This is a genomic window from Methylobacterium sp. Leaf99 (assembly GCF_001422375.1).
Taxonomy (GTDB): domain Bacteria; phylum Pseudomonadota; class Alphaproteobacteria; order Rhizobiales; family Beijerinckiaceae; genus Methylobacterium.
The window spans coordinates 442,756-459,684 of the sequence record NZ_LMMU01000007.1; the positions used below are offsets into that span (position 1 = coordinate 442,756).

Annotated in this window: 17 protein-coding genes and 1 pseudogene; 9 read left to right on the forward strand and 9 right to left on the reverse strand. The window is 69.4% G+C overall.

Going from position 1 to position 16,929, the window contains the following annotated elements:
* Positions 1-126: 126 nt before the first annotated feature.
* The 3 genes from accC to ASF28_RS12955 all read right to left on the reverse strand — a co-directional run bounded on the left by accC (position 127) and on the right by ASF28_RS12955 (position 2,887).
* Positions 127-1,482 carry an acetyl-CoA carboxylase biotin carboxylase subunit gene (accC, locus tag ASF28_RS12945; protein WP_056093006.1) on the reverse strand — a complete coding sequence of 452 codons (1,356 nt, stop codon included), beginning with the start codon at positions 1,480-1,482 and terminating at the stop codon, positions 127-129.
* A 13-nt stretch (positions 1,483-1,495) separates the two neighbouring features.
* A complete protein-coding gene (accB, locus tag ASF28_RS12950; protein WP_056094166.1) occupies positions 1,496-1,975 on the reverse strand; it encodes an acetyl-CoA carboxylase biotin carboxyl carrier protein in 480 nt (159 codons plus the stop codon).
* Positions 1,976-2,074: 99 nt separating this feature from the next.
* Entirely contained in the window at positions 2,075-2,887 is an 813-nt protein-coding gene (locus ASF28_RS12955) for a DsbA family protein (protein ID WP_056093008.1), read from the reverse strand.
* Positions 2,888-3,057: 170 nt separating this feature from the next.
* On the opposite strand from ASF28_RS12955, the gene ASF28_RS12960 reads away from it, so the two are divergent.
* The 5 genes and pseudogenes from ASF28_RS12960 (at position 3,058) to ASF28_RS22565 (ending at position 8,319) form a co-directional block, all read left to right on the forward strand.
* Positions 3,058-4,257 (forward strand): pyridoxal phosphate-dependent aminotransferase, encoded by a 1,200-nt coding sequence (locus ASF28_RS12960; RefSeq protein ID WP_056093012.1) that lies wholly within the window; start codon positions 3,058-3,060, stop codon positions 4,255-4,257.
* 278 nt (positions 4,258-4,535) lie between these two features.
* Positions 4,536-5,339 (forward strand): annotated as a pseudogene (locus tag ASF28_RS12965) (transglutaminase-like domain-containing protein); the annotation flags it as partial.
* Between the two features lie 274 nt (positions 5,340-5,613).
* Positions 5,614-6,288 (forward strand): metallophosphoesterase family protein, encoded by a 675-nt coding sequence (locus ASF28_RS12970; protein WP_056093015.1) that lies wholly within the window; start codon positions 5,614-5,616, stop codon positions 6,286-6,288.
* 389 nt (positions 6,289-6,677) lie between these two features.
* Complete coding sequence (locus ASF28_RS12975; protein WP_056093018.1) at positions 6,678-7,241, forward strand: hypothetical protein; 564 nt, start codon at positions 6,678-6,680, stop codon at positions 7,239-7,241.
* A gap of 514 nt (positions 7,242-7,755) precedes the next feature.
* A complete protein-coding gene (locus ASF28_RS22565; protein ID WP_157085579.1) occupies positions 7,756-8,319 on the forward strand; it encodes a hypothetical protein in 564 nt (187 codons plus the stop codon).
* 74 nt (positions 8,320-8,393) lie between these two features.
* On the opposite strand, the gene ASF28_RS22570 is transcribed toward ASF28_RS22565, so the two are convergent.
* Positions 8,394-8,636 (reverse strand): hypothetical protein, encoded by a 243-nt coding sequence (locus ASF28_RS22570; RefSeq protein WP_147709193.1) that lies wholly within the window; start codon positions 8,634-8,636, stop codon positions 8,394-8,396.
* A gap of 18 nt (positions 8,637-8,654) precedes the next feature.
* The gene (locus ASF28_RS12985; protein WP_056093023.1) at positions 8,655-9,533 is read right to left on the reverse strand and encodes a tetratricopeptide repeat protein; all 879 of its coding nucleotides are present in this window, start codon (positions 9,531-9,533) and stop codon (positions 8,655-8,657) included.
* Positions 9,534-9,688: 155 nt separating this feature from the next.
* On the opposite strand from ASF28_RS12985, the gene ASF28_RS12990 reads away from it, so the two are divergent.
* Positions 9,689-11,035, forward strand: a complete 1,347-nt coding sequence (locus ASF28_RS12990) for a leucyl aminopeptidase family protein (RefSeq protein ID WP_244475032.1) — start codon at positions 9,689-9,691, stop codon at positions 11,033-11,035.
* A 12-nt stretch (positions 11,036-11,047) separates the two neighbouring features.
* On the opposite strand, the gene ASF28_RS12995 is transcribed toward ASF28_RS12990, so the two are convergent.
* Together ASF28_RS12995 and ASF28_RS13000 are read right to left on the reverse strand one after the other, a co-directional pair.
* The gene (locus tag ASF28_RS12995) at positions 11,048-11,977 is read right to left on the reverse strand and encodes an EcsC family protein (RefSeq protein WP_244475033.1); all 930 of its coding nucleotides are present in this window, start codon (positions 11,975-11,977) and stop codon (positions 11,048-11,050) included.
* A gap of 5 nt (positions 11,978-11,982) precedes the next feature.
* Positions 11,983-13,449, reverse strand: coding sequence for an AmpG family muropeptide MFS transporter (locus ASF28_RS13000; protein ID WP_056093031.1), 1,467 nt, complete (start codon positions 13,447-13,449; stop codon positions 11,983-11,985).
* Positions 13,450-13,851: 402 nt separating this feature from the next.
* Here ASF28_RS13000 and ASF28_RS13005 point away from each other — a divergent pair, with 402 nt between their 5' ends.
* A complete protein-coding gene (locus ASF28_RS13005) occupies positions 13,852-14,949 on the forward strand; it encodes a PAS domain-containing protein (protein WP_056094169.1) in 1,098 nt (365 codons plus the stop codon).
* Positions 14,937-15,392: a response regulator gene (locus ASF28_RS13010; RefSeq protein WP_056093034.1), complete on the forward strand. Its 456-nt coding sequence runs from the start codon at positions 14,937-14,939 to the stop codon at positions 15,390-15,392. The genes ASF28_RS13005 and ASF28_RS13010 overlap by 13 nt, the downstream gene beginning before the upstream one ends.
* Positions 15,393-15,525: 133 nt before the next feature.
* On the opposite strand, the gene ASF28_RS13015 is transcribed toward ASF28_RS13010, so the two are convergent.
* Entirely contained in the window at positions 15,526-15,741 is a 216-nt protein-coding gene (locus ASF28_RS13015; RefSeq protein WP_056093037.1) for a hypothetical protein, read from the reverse strand.
* A gap of 38 nt (positions 15,742-15,779) precedes the next feature.
* Between ASF28_RS13015 and ASF28_RS13020 the strand changes: the two genes are divergently transcribed.
* Entirely contained in the window at positions 15,780-16,142 is a 363-nt protein-coding gene (locus ASF28_RS13020; RefSeq protein WP_056093039.1) for a hypothetical protein, read from the forward strand.
* 63 nt (positions 16,143-16,205) lie between these two features.
* Here the strand turns inward: ASF28_RS13020 and ASF28_RS13025 are convergent, their stop codons facing one another.
* The gene (locus ASF28_RS13025) at positions 16,206-16,862 is read right to left on the reverse strand and encodes a class I SAM-dependent methyltransferase (protein ID WP_056093042.1); all 657 of its coding nucleotides are present in this window, start codon (positions 16,860-16,862) and stop codon (positions 16,206-16,208) included.
* Between the last annotated feature and the right edge of the window lie 67 nt (positions 16,863-16,929).

The window sequence follows — 16,929 nt, forward strand, 5'->3', positions numbered from 1 at the left end:
GGCTGTGAGGGGGCGCGGCACCGGGGATGGATCTGTCCATCTCGGTATACCAACGTTCGATAACGAACGAACGCCGACTTGCGCCGTTCCCGCTCAAACCAGCCATTCGGGATCGAAAGCGAAGATTTACGGCTCGTCGAGGCCGCCCGCCGCCAAAAAGTTCTCCAGCCAGTGGATGTCGTAGGCGCCGTTCAGGACGTCGGCGTTGCGGACCAGGGTTCGGAACAGGGGCAGCGTGGTATCGACGCCGTCGACCACAAACTCGTCGAGGGCCCGGCGCAGGCGCATGAGGCACTCGTTGCGGGTGCGCCCGTGCACGATGAGCTTGCCGATGAGCGAATCGTAGTGCGGCGGGATGCGGTAGCCCTGGAACACCGCCGAATCGACGCGCACGCCGAGGCCGCCCGGCGGGTGGAAGTAGGTGATGAGGCCGGGGGACGGTCGGAAGGTCGCCGGGTGCTCGGCGTTGATCCGGCACTCAATGGCGTGGCCCGAGACCCGGATCTCGTCCTGGGTCACCGAGAGCGGCAGGCCGGCGGCGACGCGGATCTGCTCGTTGACAAGGTCGATCCCGGTGATCATCTCGGTGACCGGATGCTCGACCTGGATGCGGGTGTTCATCTCGATGAAGTAGAACTTCCCGTCCTCGTACAGGAACTCCACCGTGCCGGCGCCGAGGTACTTCAGCTCCTGCATGGCGCGGGCGCAGATGCCGCCGATCTCGGCCCGCATGGCCTCGTCGAGGACGGGCGAACCGCCCTCCTCCCACACCTTCTGGTGCCGGCGCTGCAGGGAGCAGTCGCGCTCGGCGAGGTGCACGGCGTTGCCCTGGCCGTCGCCCAGCACCTGGACCTCGATGTGGCGCGGCTTCTCCAGGTACTTCTCGAGGTAGACGGCGTCGTCGCCGAAGGCGGCCTTCGCCTCCTGGCGGGCCATGCCGAGGGCCTCTTCGAGGTCGGCCTCCGTGCGCGCCACCTTCATGCCGCGGCCGCCGCCGCCGGACGCGGCTTTCACCAGCACGGGATAGCCGATCTCGGCGGCGATGCGTTTGGCCTCCACCGGGTCCTCGACCCCGCCCTCCGAACCCGGCACGCACGGGATGCCGAGGCGTTTCGCCGTGCGCTTGGCCTCGATCTTGTCGCCCATGATGCGGATATGCTCGGCCTTGGGGCCGATGAACCCGATCTCGTGGTGGGCCAGCACCTCGGCGAAGCGGGCGTTCTCCGACAGGAAGCCGTAGCCCGGATGGACGGCGTCCGCGCCCGTGATCTCGCAGGCGGCGATGATGGAGGGGATGTTGAGGTAGCTGTCGCGGGCGGCCGGGGGGCCGATGCAGACGCTCTCGTCGGCGAGCCGCACGTGCATGGCGTCGGCGTCGGCCGTGGAATGGACGGCGACGGTCGCGATCCCGAGTTCCTTGGCCGCGCGCAGGATGCGCAGGGCGATCTCGCCGCGATTGGCGATCAGGATCTTGTCGAACATGATGCCTCGCGCCTCACTCGATGACGAGGAGGGGTTCGCCGAACTCGACGGGTTGGCCGTCCTCGACGAAGACGGCCGTGACGGTGCCGGCGCGGGGGGCCACGATCTCGTTGAAGGTCTTCATCGCCTCGATGAGCAGCACCTTCTCGCCCGCCTCGACCTTGGAGCCGACGTCGACGAACACCTTGGCGTCCGGCGACGGCCGGCGGTAGGCGGTGCCGACCATGGGCGAGGGCACGGCGCCGGGATGGCCCGCGCCCGCCCGGGCCCGCTCCGGCACGGCGCCCGGACCGGCCACGGGCTGGGGCGCCGGGGCCAGGGCGGCCAGCGCCGGGGCGGGGGCCGCCACCTGGACGTGGACGGGCTCGATGCGGCGGGCGACGCGGATGCGCAGGTCGCCCTTCTCGACCTCGATCTCGGTGAGATCCGTCTCGGTGATGAGCTTGGCGAGCTCGCGCACGAGCTCCGGATCGAAGGGATCGTTCTTGGACATCGGCTCCTTGGGCATCGGCTCGGTCGTCGTCAGGCTGGAAGTTTCTGAGATCGGGAGACCAGCGGCCTCCCGACGTCGGGGCGCGCGGGTTCTGTCAGTTCAGCAGCTGGCGTGGCCGCACTGCCGGACGTCGCTGATGGTCTTGCGGATCGGATCGACGCCGACGGCGCCGGGAATGATCTCGTCGCCGATGATGAAGGCCGGGGTGCCGGACAGGCCGAGCTTGTCGCCGAGACTCACGTTCTCGGCCAGGGCCGCCTTGACCTCGGGGCCCTGCGCGTCCTTGGCGAGGCGGGCCGTGTCGAGGCCCATCTCCTTGGCCACCGCCAGGGCGCGCTCGCCCGTCACCCGGCCCTTGGTCTCCAAGAGCTTGACGTGGAAGTCGAACATCTTGTCCGCCTTGAGCTGCTGCTTGGCCGCGAGGGCCAGCTTGCTGGCCTCGAGGGATTCGGCGCCGAGGACGGGGAAGTCGCGCAGGACCACCCGCAGCTTCGGGTCGGACTTAATCAGGGTCTGGATGTCGCCGAGCGCCTTGCGGCAGTAGCCGCAATTGTAGTCGAAGAACTCCACCACGGTGATGTCGCCCGCCGGGTTGCCGACGACGACGCCGTGGGGCGAATTGGTCAGGGTCTCGCGGGATTCCTTCAGGGCGGCGGACTGCGCCAGCTTCTGGGTCTCCTGGGCACGCTTCTCGCCCTCGGCGATGGCCTCCTGCAGCACGTCGGGATTCTTGACGAGGTAATCCTTGACGATGGCCTCGATGGCCTGGCGCTGGGTGTCGGAGAACACCGGGGCCGGCGTGGCCGGGGAAGGTGTCGCCGCGGCCGGGGCGTTCTGCGGGGTGGTCTGCGCCCAGGCGGCGGAGGCGCCGAACAGGACGACGGAGGTGAGAAGGGACCGGAGCAGGGGCATGCGTCCTCGCGGGGGCGACCGGATGGGAAACGCGGCCGGCCTGGAGAGGATCGGACACGAGATCGGGTGCGTCTATCGGCGGGGTTAGGCGTTTTCGCGGCGGCCGGTCAATCGCGCACGGCCGCGCGGCGCGGTTTCCGTCCCGCGCGAAACGGCTTTACGGGGATGCGATGACGGTTTCGCAATCCCCCTCCGCCGGCCTGCCCCCCGCCTCGCCCTCGCAGCGCGCCGCCCGCGTCGCGCCGTTCCTCGCCATGGACGTGATGTCCGCCGCCGCCGCTCGCGAGGCGCGGGGCGACGGCGTCGTCCACATGGAGGTCGGCCAGCCCTCGGCGCCCGCCCCGCGGGCCGTGATCGCGGCGGCCCAGGGCGCGCTTGCCGGCGGCGCCCTGCCCTACACCCAGGCGCTCGGACTGCCGGCCCTGCGCGCCCGCATCGCCCGGCACTACGCCGACACCCACGGGATCGCCGTGCCGCCCGGGCGCATCGTCGTCACCACGGGCTCGTCGGCGGGCTTCATCCTGGCCTTCCTCGGCCTGTTCGATGCCGGCGCCCGGATCGCCGTGCCGCAGCCGGGCTATCCCGCCTATCGCAGCATCCTGCACGCCCTCGACCTCGTGCCGGCCGCCCTGCCCCTGGCGGAGGCCGACCGTTACGCCCCGACGAGCGCGGGCCTGCGCGCCCTCCACGCGACGGATGCGCTGTCCGGCGTGCTGGTGATGAGCCCGGCCAACCCCTCGGGCACGGTCATCGAACCGCACCGCCTCGCCGACCTCTGCGCCACGGCCCGCGCCCTCGGCCTCCGCTTCATCTCCGACGAGATCTACCACGGCCTGAGCTACGGCGTGCCGACGGACACGGCGCTGCGCTACGAACCCGACGCCGTCGTCATCAACTCCTTCTCGAAGACCTGGTGCATGACCGGCTGGCGCATCGGCTGGATGGTGGTGCCCGAATGGCTGGTGCGCCCGGTGGAGCGGCTGGCCCAGAACCTGTTCATTTCGGCGCCCTACCTGTCGCAGGTGGCGGCCGTGGCGGCGTTCGACGCGGTGGAGGAAGTCGAGGCCGTGCGCGCCGGCTACGCCGCCAACCGCGCCCTGCTCCTCGACGCGTTCCCCGGCCTCGGCCTCGGCCGCACCCATCCGGCGGACGGGGCGTTCTACCTCTATTCCGACGTCTCGAACCTCACCGACGACGCGGCCGGCTTCTGCCGGCGCATGCTCGACGAGGCCGGTGTCGCCGCGACCCCGGGCCTCGACTTCGACGCCGTGGACGGCCACCACCACGTCCGGTTCTCCTTCGCGGGCTCGCACGCCGATTGCGTCGACGCCGTGCGACGCCTGCGGGACTGGCGACGCCTGCGGGGCTGACGGCGCCTGCGGGGCCGGGTGGGCTGGCCCCCTTCCTGCATGCGCCCGGTACAACGGACGACGGATCGTGAACCGGCACGGTGCAACGCCGGCTTGCCACGGGGCGGCGGGCTCTGCATCCTGCCGGGATTCACGCTGGGCCGGGTGTTCGGAGAAGTCTCCGACCTACGAACGATTCAGTGGCGTCGCTGCAACGAAGATCTGTTGCGGGCGTTTTCTGTTCTGTCCCTGATTTCGACAGGTCCGTCTCGGGCCTGCACTGGAGCATAGCGGCCATCATGAAGATCCGGACCGGTTATGCCATCACGTACGAGACGTTCCAGCCGACCCCGATGATGTTCCTTCTCAGCGTCCATCCCTCGCGGGCGGCGGACATCCTCACGCCGGAGGTGATGACGTTCGATCCCCCCGTGGACGCGCACCAGTACAGCGACGCCTTCGGCAACGTCACCACCCGCATCCTGGCGCCGGCCGGCCGCATCACCGTATCGACGGACTTCCTCGTCCACGATTCCGGCGAGCTCGACCCCGTGGTGGCGGACGCGGTCCAGCATCCGGTGCAGGACCTGCCCGACGAGGCCATGCGCTTCCTCCTCGGCAGCCGCTACTGCGACACCGACAAGCTCTCCAACATCGCCTGGGAGCTGTTCGGCGCCGGACCGGAGGGCTGGGCCCGGGTCCAGGCCGTGTGCGACTTCGTCAACGCACACATCAAGTTCAACTATCAGGACGCCGACGCCACCCGCTCGGCCCACGATGCCTACACCCAGCAGCGCGGCGTCTGCCGCGACTACGCCCACCTCGCCGTCGCGTTCTGCCGCTGCCTCAACATCCCGGCCCGCTACTGCACCGGCTACCTCGGCGACATCGGCGTGCCGGTGGTGCCGCCGCCGGACTTCTCGGCGTGGTTCGAGGTCTATCTCGGCGGCGCCTGGCACACCTTCGACGCCCGCAACAACCGCCGCCGCATCGGCCGCATCGTCATCGCCCGCGGCCGCGACGCCACGGACGTCGCCATCTCGACGAGCTTCGCCACGGCCCTGCTCCTGCGCTTCGACGTCCACACGGACGAGGTCCTGGAGGCGGGCGAAAAGCCGACGCCGATCCTCACGGCGGCGGAGGCCGCCGCCGTCCCCGCGAAGCCGGACCCCGCGAAAACCGCCGTGCCGGCCCGCGCGGTGGAGACGGCCGCCGTTCCGCCCGGCGCCGCCCTGGGCAAGGTGCCCGAGAGTCCCAAGGTGCCCGAGAGTCCCAAGGCGCCCGAGAGTCCCAAGGTGCCCGAGGCTCAGAAGGCGCCCGAGGCGCAGAAGACCCCGAAAACGACCGGCCTGACGAAGGTCGCCTGACCGGCGCGGCGTGTCCACCGGCCTGACCTACGCCATCGGCGACATCCACGGATGCGCCGGGGCCCTGCGGCGTCTGCTCGCCGCCATCGAGGCGCACCGGGCCGGCGCCCCGCGCCGCCTCGTGTTCCTCGGCGACGCCATCGACCGCGGCCCCGACAGCGCCGGCGTCGTCGCGATCCTGCGGGCCCTCCAGGCCGCCGAGCCCGACGCCGTCACCTGCCTCATGGGCAACCACGAGAGCCTGATGCTGGCGGCCTATCGCGACGGCTTCGGCACCGCGCCCTGGCTCGAGAACGGCGGGGTGGCGACCCTCAAATCCTACGGCACCCGCGATCCGCAGGCCCTGCCCCACGACGTCCTGAACTGGATGTCGGCCCTGCCGACGGTCTCGGAGGACTCGCGGCGCTACTACGTCCATGCCGGCTTCCGCCCCGGCCGGCCCGGCATCGACCCGGACGTGCCGACCCGCCTGTGGGTCCGCGAGCCGTTCCTGTCGGCGGATTACGATTTCGGCCGCCACGTCGTCCACGGCCACACGCCGCAACTGAGCGGCCGGCCGGACCTGCGCGCACACCGGACCAACCTCGACACCGCCTGCGTCTTCGGCGGCACCCTCACGGCGGGGGTGTTTTCGGACGCGCAGGACGGGCCGGTGGAGATTCTGCAGGTGGCGGCGGAGGGGTAGCGCCCCGGCCGGCGCGCTTGATGCCGGCGCATCGTGGCCCTCGCTGTCGGCCAGCGGGCGGATGTGTGAATCCGGGAGGGCCCGCGCGGGGGAGACGGGTCCTGTTCCGCCCGGCGCCGCCGTCCCCGAGAACACCAGGATGCCCGAGAACGCCCGGCCGGCCGGCGCGGCACGCGGTGCCCACCGGCCGCGCCATCGGCGACCTCCACGGATGCGCCGAGGCCCTGATGCGGCGGCTCGCCGCCATCGCGGCCGTTCCTCAAGCTCAGTGCAAACAAGACCCGTGGCCTCGACTGACTATCCGGATCGATTAACACGATCTTATATCATGATCGCGAGAATGGGACTTGATAAAGCGAACCATCGAGGGATCGCAACGAGGAGCGACCATGTCCCTGAGCCAGATTTCCGCCCGGCCCAGCACAGCCCATATGCTGCTGCAGGCGAGCCCGACCAATTCCGCGAAGACCCAGTCCGACGCCACAATCGAGATCGTCAAGTCTGCAAACGGCATCGCGACCAATTGGGGTGACGCAGCCAAGCAGGCTTCTGGTGTTGCCCTCACCTTCACGATCAGCCAGGCGGAACGGGACGAGGCGCAGAAGGCCGAGCCGATGGGTCTCATTGTCGTGTCCGGCATCGGCGGCGGCGAGGTCGTCGAGCGTTTCGAATCCTGGGATGCGCTGGAAGCGCGCATCCGGACGGACAGGACGATGAATGACAGACAGAAGACCGAATGGTTGAAATGGGCCGCTGATCTAAAAAGAAAGTCCCTTGAGTCCGACGAGCTTTATAAATCCGATTTTTTTCTTGGCATAAAATCTGGAGCTCTCATGGCCGCAGCGAAGGCTGCGATGCAAAAGCATCTTGCGGAACAAGCAGCCAATATCTATATCAGGGATACTGCAAATATAGATCCCTATGATTCTTTCTCGCGGAATTTAGGTTCCTGACGAGGACTTATATATTCTCATGTCATTCAATAGGAAAATCCTGTGCGAGGCGCGCCGTGCAGGATCTGTTCCTGTTGTAGGACTTTGAAATCGTTCGCTCTGCTCGCGGAGCGTACGATACCGGACAGAAGAACGCGCGATCAATCGTCGAATGCGAGCCGTGCGGCCCCCTGATGATTGTAGACGTTGGCATTCGCGATCGAGGGGCCGACCGAGAGTCCCAAGGTGTCCGAGCCGCGGAAGACTCCGAAAACGCCCGCCGGCCCGACGAAGGTCGCCCGACCGGCCGGCGCGGCGCGCGGTGCCCACCGGCCGCGCCATCGTCGACATCCATGGATGCGCCGAGGCCCTGATGCGGCGGCTCGCCGCCATCGCGGCCGTTCTTCAAGCTCAGTGCAAACAAGACCCGTGGCCTCGACTGACTATCCTGATCGATTAACACGATCTTATATCATGATCGCGAGAATGGGACTTGATAAAGCGAACCATCGAGGGATTGCAACGAGGAGCGACCATGTCCCTGAGCCAGATTTCCGCCCGGCCCAGCACAGCCCATATGCTGCTGCAGGCGAGCCCGACCAATTCCGCAAAGACCCAGTCCGACGCCACCATCGAGATCGTCAAGTCTGCAAACGGCATCGCGACCAATTGGGGTGACGCAGCCAAGCAGGTTTCGGGCGTCGCCTTCACCTTCACGATCAGCCAGGCCGTATGGGAGGAGGCGCAGAAGCCCCAGCCCCAGCGGGCCATTGTCCTGTCCGGCATAGGCGGCGGCGAGGTCGTCGAGCGTTTCGACTCCTGGGAAGCGCTGGAAGCGCGCATCCGAACGGACAGGACGATGAATGATGGACAGAAGACCGAATGGTTGAATCGGGTCTCTCAGATGAAAAAAAGCTCCCTTGAAGCCGACGAATATTATAAATCAGATCTTTTTCTTGGCCTCAAGTCTGGAACTCTTCTGCCGGCTTTGAAGGCTGCGACAGAAAAGTATCTCGCTGAACACGCGGTCGATGATGATATCTACGATACTACAAATACAGAACCCTATAGATTTTTCTCGCGGAATTCCGATTCCTGACGAGAACTTCCGTATTTTCATTTCACTTCGTATGAAGATCCTGCACAACACGCGTTGTGCAGGATCGATCCGTTTTACAGGAACACGAGATCGGTCGCGCTGATCGCGGATGGTGAGACGCCGGACAGAAGAACGTTCGACGCATTGTCGAATTCGAGCAGTGCGGACCCTCGATAATTGTAGAGGATGGCATTCGTGATCGAGGGGCCGATCACGATTTTATCCGAGCCGGGCACAAAATCCGAGATCACATCACTCCCACCGTTGGCATCGAACCGGAAGACATCCGCACCCGCGCCACCAGGGGGAGCCTGCAAGCACGGCCGCCGGACGGATCAGCCCCGTCCGGCGGGCTTGCCGGCGGGCTTGGCCTTCGCGTCCGAGGCCTTGATGGCCTTCCAGGCGTTCGGCTGGGCGACGACGGCGCGGAGGGCGGCGGTGTTGGCGGCGGCCTCGTCGGGGGACAGGTCCTGGCGGGACACGGCCTCCGCGTCGGAGAACTTGCCCTGGAGGCCGTAGACCAGGGCGAGGTTCTGGCGGACGCGGGCATCGGCGCGCGGCTGGGCGGCGGCGCGCTGCAGGGTCGCCTCGGCGGCGTCGAGGCGCTTGGCGAGGGCGTAGGACAGGCCGAGATTGGACAGGATCACCGGATCGTCGGGCTGGATCTTGAGGGCGGCCTCGTAGAGCTCCTGGGCGCGGGTGTGGTCGCCGAGCTGGTCGGCCACCGCCCCCTGGGCCGAGAGCACGCGCCAGTCCGGCTGGGCCGCCGTGTGGGCGTTCTGGAGCACGTCGGCGGCCTCGGCGAAGCGGCCGGCTTCGGCGAGACTCTTGCCGTAGGCCGCGAGCACGGCGGTGTTCTTGGGATTGCGCAGGGCGATCTGCTGCAGCACCGCCACGGCCTGGGAGCGCTGGCTCGTGGCGCGCAGGGCCTGGGCGTAGCGCAGGGCCAGGGCGACGTCGCCGGGATCGGCGGTGTAGCGCTCGCCGAGCGCTTCGACGTCGCGGCGGGACACCACGTTGGACGGCTTGCGGCCGAAACCGGGCAGGCCGAGTCCTCCAAGGGAATTCGTGCCACCGGAGGACTCGGTCCCGCCGATGGAGCCCGTGGTCTCGGGTCCGCTCGACCGGTTGCAGGCGCTGGCGAGGACGGCCAGTCCGACGACGGCGCCGATCCGCACGGCCCTGCGAGACGCTTCCAAACGCGGCCTGACCATCACGCGACTCCGCTTCCCCACGGCCGGCGCGCTTCCCGCCACCGGTCGGCCGGTGATAGACCGTTAACCCTAAGCGGCGGTTAACCCCGCCCCCGCCTCCGAGGAGCCCGACCCTGTCCCAGCTGATTGCCCGCGCGCCGGATTCCACGCACCTCATCCCGGTCACCTGCGTCGGCGGTCCCGACTGGCCCGGTGTCGAAGCCGGCCTCGATCCGCGCGAGGCCGCCTATGCCCATGCGACGGAGTTCGCGCCGAAGGCCGGCCGCCTCGCCCTGCTGCCGGGGCCGGACGGCGGCCTCGCCCGGGTGCTGTTCGGGCTGGGCGAGCCGGGACCGGGCCGCGACCGCCTGCTCGTCGGCAAGCTGCCCGGCGCGCTCCCCGCCGGCACCTACCGCCTCGAAGGCCCCGTCGACGGCACGGAGGCGAGCCTCGCCTGGCTCCTCGGCGGCTACCGCTTCGGCCGCTACCGCGCCGCCGGTCCGGCGGGCGTCCCGCCCCGCCTCGTCGCCCCCGAGGGCGTCGATGCCGAGGCGGTGATGCGCATCGCCGCCGCCGTGGCCCTGGGGCGCGACCTCGTCAACACCCCGGCCAACGACCTCGGCCCCGCCGAGATCGAGGCGGCGGCCCGCACCCTCGCCGCGGCCCACGGCGCCGCCGTCGCCGTGGTGTCGGGCGACGCCCTGGAGAAGGACTTTCCCCTGGTCCACGCCGTGGGTGCCGCCTCCCCGCGGGCGCCGCGCCTCATCGACCTCACCTGGGGCGATCCGGCGGCCCCCCGCGTCACCCTCGTGGGCAAGGGCGTGGCGTTCGACACCGGCGGCCTCGACATCAAGCCGTCCGCCGGCATGCTGCTCATGAAGAAGGACATGGGCGGGGCCGCCGCGGCCCTCGCCGCCGCCGCCATGGTGATGGGGGCGGGTCTGCGCCTGCGCCTGCGCGTCCTCATCCCGGCGGTGGAGAATTCCATCTCGGGCGCGGCCTTCCGGCCCGGCGACGTGATCCGCAGCCGCGCCGGCCTCACGGTGGAGATCGGCAACACCGACGCGGAGGGTCGCCTCGTCCTCGCCGACGCCCTGGCCCTGGCGGATGCGGACACGCCCGATCTCCTCATCGATTTCGCCACCCTGACGGGGGCGGCCCGCGTGGCGCTTGGGCCCGACCTCCCGGCCTTCTTCACCGAGGACGACGCCCTCGCCGACGCCGTCGCGGCGGCGGGCGCGGCGGTGGCCGATCCCGTGTGGCGCCTGCCCCTGCACGCGCCCTATGCGGGCCTGCTCGACTCGAAGGTGGCCGACCTCAACAACGCGCCGGGCGGCCCCTTCGCCGGGGCGATCACCGCCGCCCTGTTCCTGCGCCGCTTCGCCCCCGGCACGAAAGCGCACGTGCATTTCGACCTGTACGGCTGGAATCCGTCGACCAAGCCCGGCCGGCCCGAGGGCGGCGAGGTGCAGACCGCCCGCCTCGTCCACGCATTGCTGGCGGCGCGGTATCCGGCGGCCTGAACCGCCACCGGCTCAGGCGGCGGCGGTGGCGGACTTCTCGGCCTCGTAGGCCGTGCGCACGAGGGCGGCGCCGTAGGTCCGCTCGAGGCGGCGCACGGTGAAGTGCGCCCGGGCCATGGCCTGGAAGTGGTCCATGAAGGCGGCGTTGACGGCGGCGCCGCCCACCGCGCCGAGGATCGGCACCGCCTGCGCCGCCACCTTCTGCGAGACGACGACCCCGAACCGCGCGGCGATCTGGGCCGAGAACCGGATCAGGGCCGGGGCGGCCTCGTCGAGGAGCGCGCGGTTGCCGGCGTAGCGGGCGGCCTCCGCCATGGTCTTGGCCAGGGCCGCGCGCACGGCGAAGTAGCCGCTCTCCGTGAGCGGGGTCTCGCTCCCACGTCCGCCCAGGGCGAAGACCTGCACGCAGGCCAGCGCGTTCTCCGGGTCGGCCAGATCCTCGCCCTCCTCGCGGGCGATGCCCGCGATGGAGCGCAGCATCAGGGTGGTGGAGAGGGGCAGTTCCACCGCCAGGGTCGCGAGGCCGAAGGCGCCGCCTACGGCGCCCGAGACGGCCGCCATGGCCTTGTGGGCGAAATCGCTCGACGGCAGCATCCGGCCGAGGCGGCGCGCCGTGCTCGACGGTGCCGCGACGGTGTCCACGAGGTCGATGCCGGCGGGCACAAGGGTCTTCTGCGCCTCAGGCAGGGTGGCGAGCGCCACCCGCAGGGCCGTGTGCATGGCGCCCTCGGTGGCCCGCGACACGGCGCCGGTGACGGCCTCCGGCAGGGCGCGACCGATCATGTCGAGGGGCGCGCCGGCGGCGGCGGACAGGCGTGCGGCCAGCCCCGGATTCTCGAGGGTGCGCACGGCCCGGCGCAGGGCGGCGGCGTCCGCGTCGCTCAAGGCCGCGTCGCCGGCGGGCACGGGCACGGTGTCGGAGGAAGTGTCGACGGGGGAGATGTTGCTCACGTCTGCGGTCTCATGCCTGGGCCGGGCGCCGAAACGCCGCGGCGGTCGGGAGGAGCAAGCCCGGGGCCGCCGGGATGGTTCCCGCCGGAGGCGTCCGGCTCGGCCGGGTCCGGCGGAACGGCGTCCGTCGCGGCGGCCTCCGCCGCCCGCGCGGCGCTGCGCTCGCCGGCCCGGCCGACGAACAGGCACAGGATCACCACGGGGATGCCGACCGCCGCCGTGAGGGCGAAGAACACCGGGTAACCGTAGGCCGCCACGATGTAGCCGGAGGTGCCGGCGACGAGCTTGCCCGGCAGGGCGTAGAGCGAGGAGAACAGGGCGTACTGGGTCGCGGCGAAGCCCGGTGCGGTCAGGCTCGACATGTAGGCGATGAGGGCCATGCCGGCGAAGGAGCCGCAGAAATTGTCGATGGAGATCGCCGCCGTCAGGCGCCAGACCTCCGGGCCGCCGAAGGACAGCCACGAGAAGGCGAGGTTCGAGGCGGCGCCGAGGAAGGCGCCGACCACGAGGGTCGGGAACAGGCCGAAGCGCTGCATCGCCCAGCCGCCGACGAAGGCGCCGGCGATGCCGACCCAGATGCCGTAGAGCTTCGACACGGCGCCGATCTCGGTGAGGGTGAAGCCGACCTTGAAGTAGAGCGGGCTCGCCATCACGCCGGAGATGAAGTCCGGCATCCGGTAGAACGCCACGAGGACGAGGATCGCCCACAGGCCGACGCCGAGGCGCCGATGCAGTTCGGCCAGGGGCTCCAGCACCGCGCCCCGGAAGCTCCAGACCTTGGCCGGGCGCCCGGCGGCCGCCTCGACGGCGGCGGCGGCGCGGGCCTCGTCCCTCGTGCGGTCGAAGGCCGGGGCGAGGAGTGCGGCCACGAGGCCGACGAGCATCAGGGCCGCCATGAGCAGGTAGGCGGCGCGCCAGCCGTAGGCGTCGGCGAGGAACAGGGCGCCGGCCCCCGCCGCCATGAGGCCGAAGCGGTAGCCGAGGTTCGAGGTCGCCGCGAGGACGCCCTGGAGGTCGGTGCCGGCGGCGTCGATGCGCCAGCCGTCGATGACCACGTCCTGGGTGGCGGCGCAGAACGCCAGGAGGAAGGCGCCGAGGCCGAGGAGCACGAGGCTCGTCGCCGGGTCGGCGAACGCCATCAGGGCGAGGGCGGCGGCGACGGCCGCCTGGGTCATCACCATCCAGGCCCGCCGGCGCCCGAGGCGGCGGGTCAGCCCCGGCACGTCGAACCGGTCGATGAGGGGCGCCCACAGGAACTTCAGGGTGTAGGGCAGCGCGACGTAGCTGAAGAGGCCGATGGCCTTGATGTCCACGCCCGAATAGGCGAGCCGCGTCGAGAAGGTGCCGAGCACGAGGAGCAGGGGCAGGCCCGACGAGAAGCCGAGGGCCAGCATCAGCCCGATGCGCGGGTCCGCGGCGAGATCGCGCAGGCGCAGGGAGCTACGCACTCGGCTGGTCGCCATGGGATGGAACTCCTGTCAGGCCCGACGCTTACTTCGGACGAGCGTCGCGGGTTGCGACCATGACCAGCCGCGCGGTCGGGCGGCCGTTCCGGCCGCGGTCGCCGGACCAACCATAGAAATGGCCGATAACTTGTTAACAGGGTGCGTTCAAACTGTCCGTCTGCCAATCGGCACCTTGCGCCCCGGTCCGTCCGTGGGGTGCAGTCCGATCGTCGGCGGTGCGACGCCGTGCTTGACCGGGATGCCCCATGTGACGAACCGTCTCCCGCATCCCGCACCCATCCGGCCGACGTCGAGCCGGCCATGACGGACGGTCGCACCTTCGACACCCAGGGCCCGTCGCAGCAACCTGATTCGCCCCAGGGCCGGACTTCGCCCGAGGGCCACTCGCACCTTGAGGGCATGACCCTCGTCTCCGCCTTCGCCGAGAGCCCGACGCCGATGGTGCTGACGCAAGCCCGCGGCGGCGACCACGCCATCGTCTGGGTCAACGCGGCGTTCCTGGCGATGACGGGCTACGCGCGGGACGAAATCGTCGGTCGCGATTGCCGGATGCTCCAGGGGCCGCAGACGGACCCCGAGACCGTGGCGCGCATCCGTGCCGCCCTCGCGGCGGGGCGCACCTTCGAGACCGAGCTCGTGAACTACCGCAAGGACGGGTCGTCGTTCTGGAACGGCATGACCCTCTCGCCCGTGCGCGACGGCGCCGGCGCCATCACCCACTACTACGCGGCGCAGGCCGACATGACGGGCAAGCACAGCCTCGAAGTCGCCATGACCCACGCCAACCACGATCTCGAGCGCCGCGTCGCCGAGCAGACGGCGGACCTGCGCGCTGCCCTGGAGCAGAAGACCGCCCTGCTCCACGAGGTCGATCACCGGGTCAAGAACAACCTCCAGGTGATCTCGTCCCTGATGCTGCTGAAAGCGCGGCGCACCCCCGAGGGCGAGGCCCGCGCCGCCCTCAACGGCATGGCCGAGCGCATCGGCGCCCTCTCGACGGTGCACCGCATGCTCTACTCCGCCGGCGACGTGACCCGGTTCAACCTGCAGGAATTCGCCGACGACTTCCTCGGCGACCTCGTCGCCGGCCTCGACGGCGAGCGCACGGCCGTGAGCGCGGCCATCGATTCCATGGCGGTCTCCGCCGCCATGGCGGCGCCGCTCGCCCTGATGCTGCACGAACTGGCGACCAACGCCGTGCGCCACGCCTTCCCGGACAACCGGGCCGGCCGGGTCAGCATCACGGCCCGGCGCCGGGACGGGGCGCTGCACATGCTCATCGAGGATGACGGCGTCGGCCTGTCCGCCACCGTCCCGAATCCGGCCGGCTTCGGCCGCTCCCTCGTCGAGATGGTGGTGCGCCAGCTGCGCGGCACCATCGCGTGGAGCGAGACCGCGCCGGGCACCCGGGTCGAGATCAACGTGCCCCTCGACGCGATCTCCCTCAGCGAGGCCGTGCCCGATCCAGACGTCGAGGTTCCCCGATGGGCCACGTGACCCCGACGCCGCCCCTGCGCATCCTCGTGGTCGAGGACGAGGTGCTCATCGCCCTCGAGCTCGAATGCCTGCTCGACGACCTCGGCCACGTCACCGTGGGGGTCGCGGGCTCCTCGCAGGAGGCCATCGCCCTCGGTCTCGCGACCCATCCGGACGTCGCCCTGGTGGACATCCACCTCATCGACGGACCCACGGGCGTCGCCGTGGCCCGGGCCCTCAGCGCCGACCCGCACACCACGGTGGTGTTCATGACCGCCAACGCCAAGCGCATCCCGGACGACTTCGCCGGGGCCCTCGGGGTGATCGCCAAGCCGTATTCCGAGCGGGTGGTGGCCGGGGCCCTGCGCTACGTCGCCGACCGCCGCGCCGGCCACGCCGCGAGCCTCGAAGGCCTCGACGGATTTCGATTGGCCGCCGACGGGTCGGAGCGGCTGCACCACTGAGGGCAGTTTCGCGCCGGGTGCCGGTTTCTTGGGGTCGGGTTTCCTAAATTCGGGTTTCCTGGGTTCGGCTCGGGCCTACGGCCGATGGTCGGCCCATCGCGCGTCCCTCCACTCCGACGTGAAGCGTGCTCCATCAAACTCCGGGATCGAACATCTGGAGCGGGTCGCCAACGACGACCGCGAGATCATCGTCGTGGAGGCCAACCACGACATCGGCCTGGACCGATACATCCGAGAGGGCCGCGACCGGCACGACGCTCCGAACATCCGCCTGGGCCTCAAGCTCGAAGATGCGATGCTGGATCACCGCGCACAGGTCGCCGTCGCCTTGGACGCCGATCAGGCGCACCGCGCTTCTCTTTGGTCGAGCATGCCATACGGGGTGCTGTGAGTGATCCGAAGGGTGTCTCATGGGCCTATGACGGCTCCAGCCGACTGCTCGACGGCATCGACGTCGGGCACCATGGCTTCCGCGGCGTCAACGGGTCGAAGGCATCGGTTCAGGGCCTCGCGAAGACCGGCCGGACGATGACCATCGGGCGCGTTCACTCGCCGGAGATCAACGAGGGCGTCTATGCCGGCGGCGCGCTCCGGCTCCAGCAGGGGTACAACAAGGGACCGAGCACCTGGGCTGTCAGCCACGTCGTGCCGTACCAGGATGGCGCCCGGTCGATCCTCACGCTGCAGGACGGCCGGTGGAGGGCAGGGGAGAAACCTCGGGTCTCGATCTCCTCAGCTCGCGTTGCCTGAGGGCTTGCAGGAAGGCAAATGAAAAGCCGGCCCTGGTGGCCGGCTTTTCCTGATCGGATCGACCTACCCGAAGCTGTAGAACTTCGTGCCCCAAAGCGTCTGCTCAATGGCCTTGTCGCCCCTGTTCCTGTGTTCGATGAAGAACCTCGGCCGATCTTCGGACTGATCCGACTCGGCGTATTCGGCTATAGCCTTCTTGAAGGATTCGAGCTTGTGCGGACGGCATAGGAAGAGCTTGTTTGAAAACATCGCGAACGGCACGAGCGCTCTCGGATTGTTGAAGAACCGATGCACGCCCTCATTCACACCTATGGCGACGGGATTGAAGAAGTCGTCCACTGCCACGAAACCGTCCGGGTGTAGTATTTCCTCGGTCAGACGCAGATCCCACAGAACATCCGACGCTTCATGAGATCCGTCGACGGAGATAAACCGGGCCAGCTTGCCGTCGAATTCGTCGAGCAGAGTCCTGGCGGTGTAGGCCGTCGAGTAGGCGTTGATGAAACGATACGGCGCGCCCGGCACGTTGGCATGCAGCCTGTCGTTTACAGTGGCTTCGTCAATCCAGAGGAACGGATCTAGTCCGATCACAGGGTCACCACTTCTGTGGCCGCTTCGCATCAGGACCGAGAAGTATCGCCCTGCACAAACACCGATCTCGAACAGGACGCCGCGCGTACCCTGGGAGTCCTGGTAGTCCAGAAGACCCATGGTCGCCATGGCTGCGTATCTTATCAGCCATCCTTCGTTTAGTGCCACAACCTTGTCGTGGTATTCAGCATGCGAG

Excerpts from the sequence above, each read along its gene's own strand:
- ASF28_RS12955 (WP_056093008.1), bottom strand. The coding sequence starts at position 2,887 with ATGCCCCTGCTCCGGTCCCTTCTCACCTCCGTCGTCCTGTTCGGCGCC.
- ASF28_RS13025 (WP_056093042.1), bottom strand. The coding sequence starts at position 16,862 with ATGGCGACCATGGGTCTTCTGGACTACCAGGACTCCCAGGGTACGCGC.
- accB (WP_056094166.1), bottom strand. The coding sequence starts at position 1,975 with ATGTCCAAGAACGATCCCTTCGATCCGGAGCTCGTGCGCGAGCTCGCC.
- ASF28_RS12985 (WP_056093023.1), bottom strand. The coding sequence starts at position 9,533 with ATGGTCAGGCCGCGTTTGGAAGCGTCTCGCAGGGCCGTGCGGATCGGC.
- ASF28_RS13010 (WP_056093034.1), top strand. The coding sequence starts at position 14,937 with ATGGGCCACGTGACCCCGACGCCGCCCCTGCGCATCCTCGTGGTCGAG.
- ASF28_RS12975 (WP_056093018.1), top strand. The coding sequence starts at position 6,678 with ATGTCCCTGAGCCAGATTTCCGCCCGGCCCAGCACAGCCCATATGCTG.
- ASF28_RS22565 (WP_157085579.1), top strand. The coding sequence starts at position 7,756 with ATGTCCCTGAGCCAGATTTCCGCCCGGCCCAGCACAGCCCATATGCTG.
- ASF28_RS12960 (WP_056093012.1), top strand. The coding sequence starts at position 3,058 with ATGACGGTTTCGCAATCCCCCTCCGCCGGCCTGCCCCCCGCCTCGCCC.
- ASF28_RS13005 (WP_056094169.1), top strand. The coding sequence starts at position 13,852 with ATGACCCTCGTCTCCGCCTTCGCCGAGAGCCCGACGCCGATGGTGCTG.
- ASF28_RS13000 (WP_056093031.1), bottom strand. The coding sequence starts at position 13,449 with ATGGCGACCAGCCGAGTGCGTAGCTCCCTGCGCCTGCGCGATCTCGCC.
- accC (WP_056093006.1), bottom strand. The coding sequence starts at position 1,482 with ATGTTCGACAAGATCCTGATCGCCAATCGCGGCGAGATCGCCCTGCGC.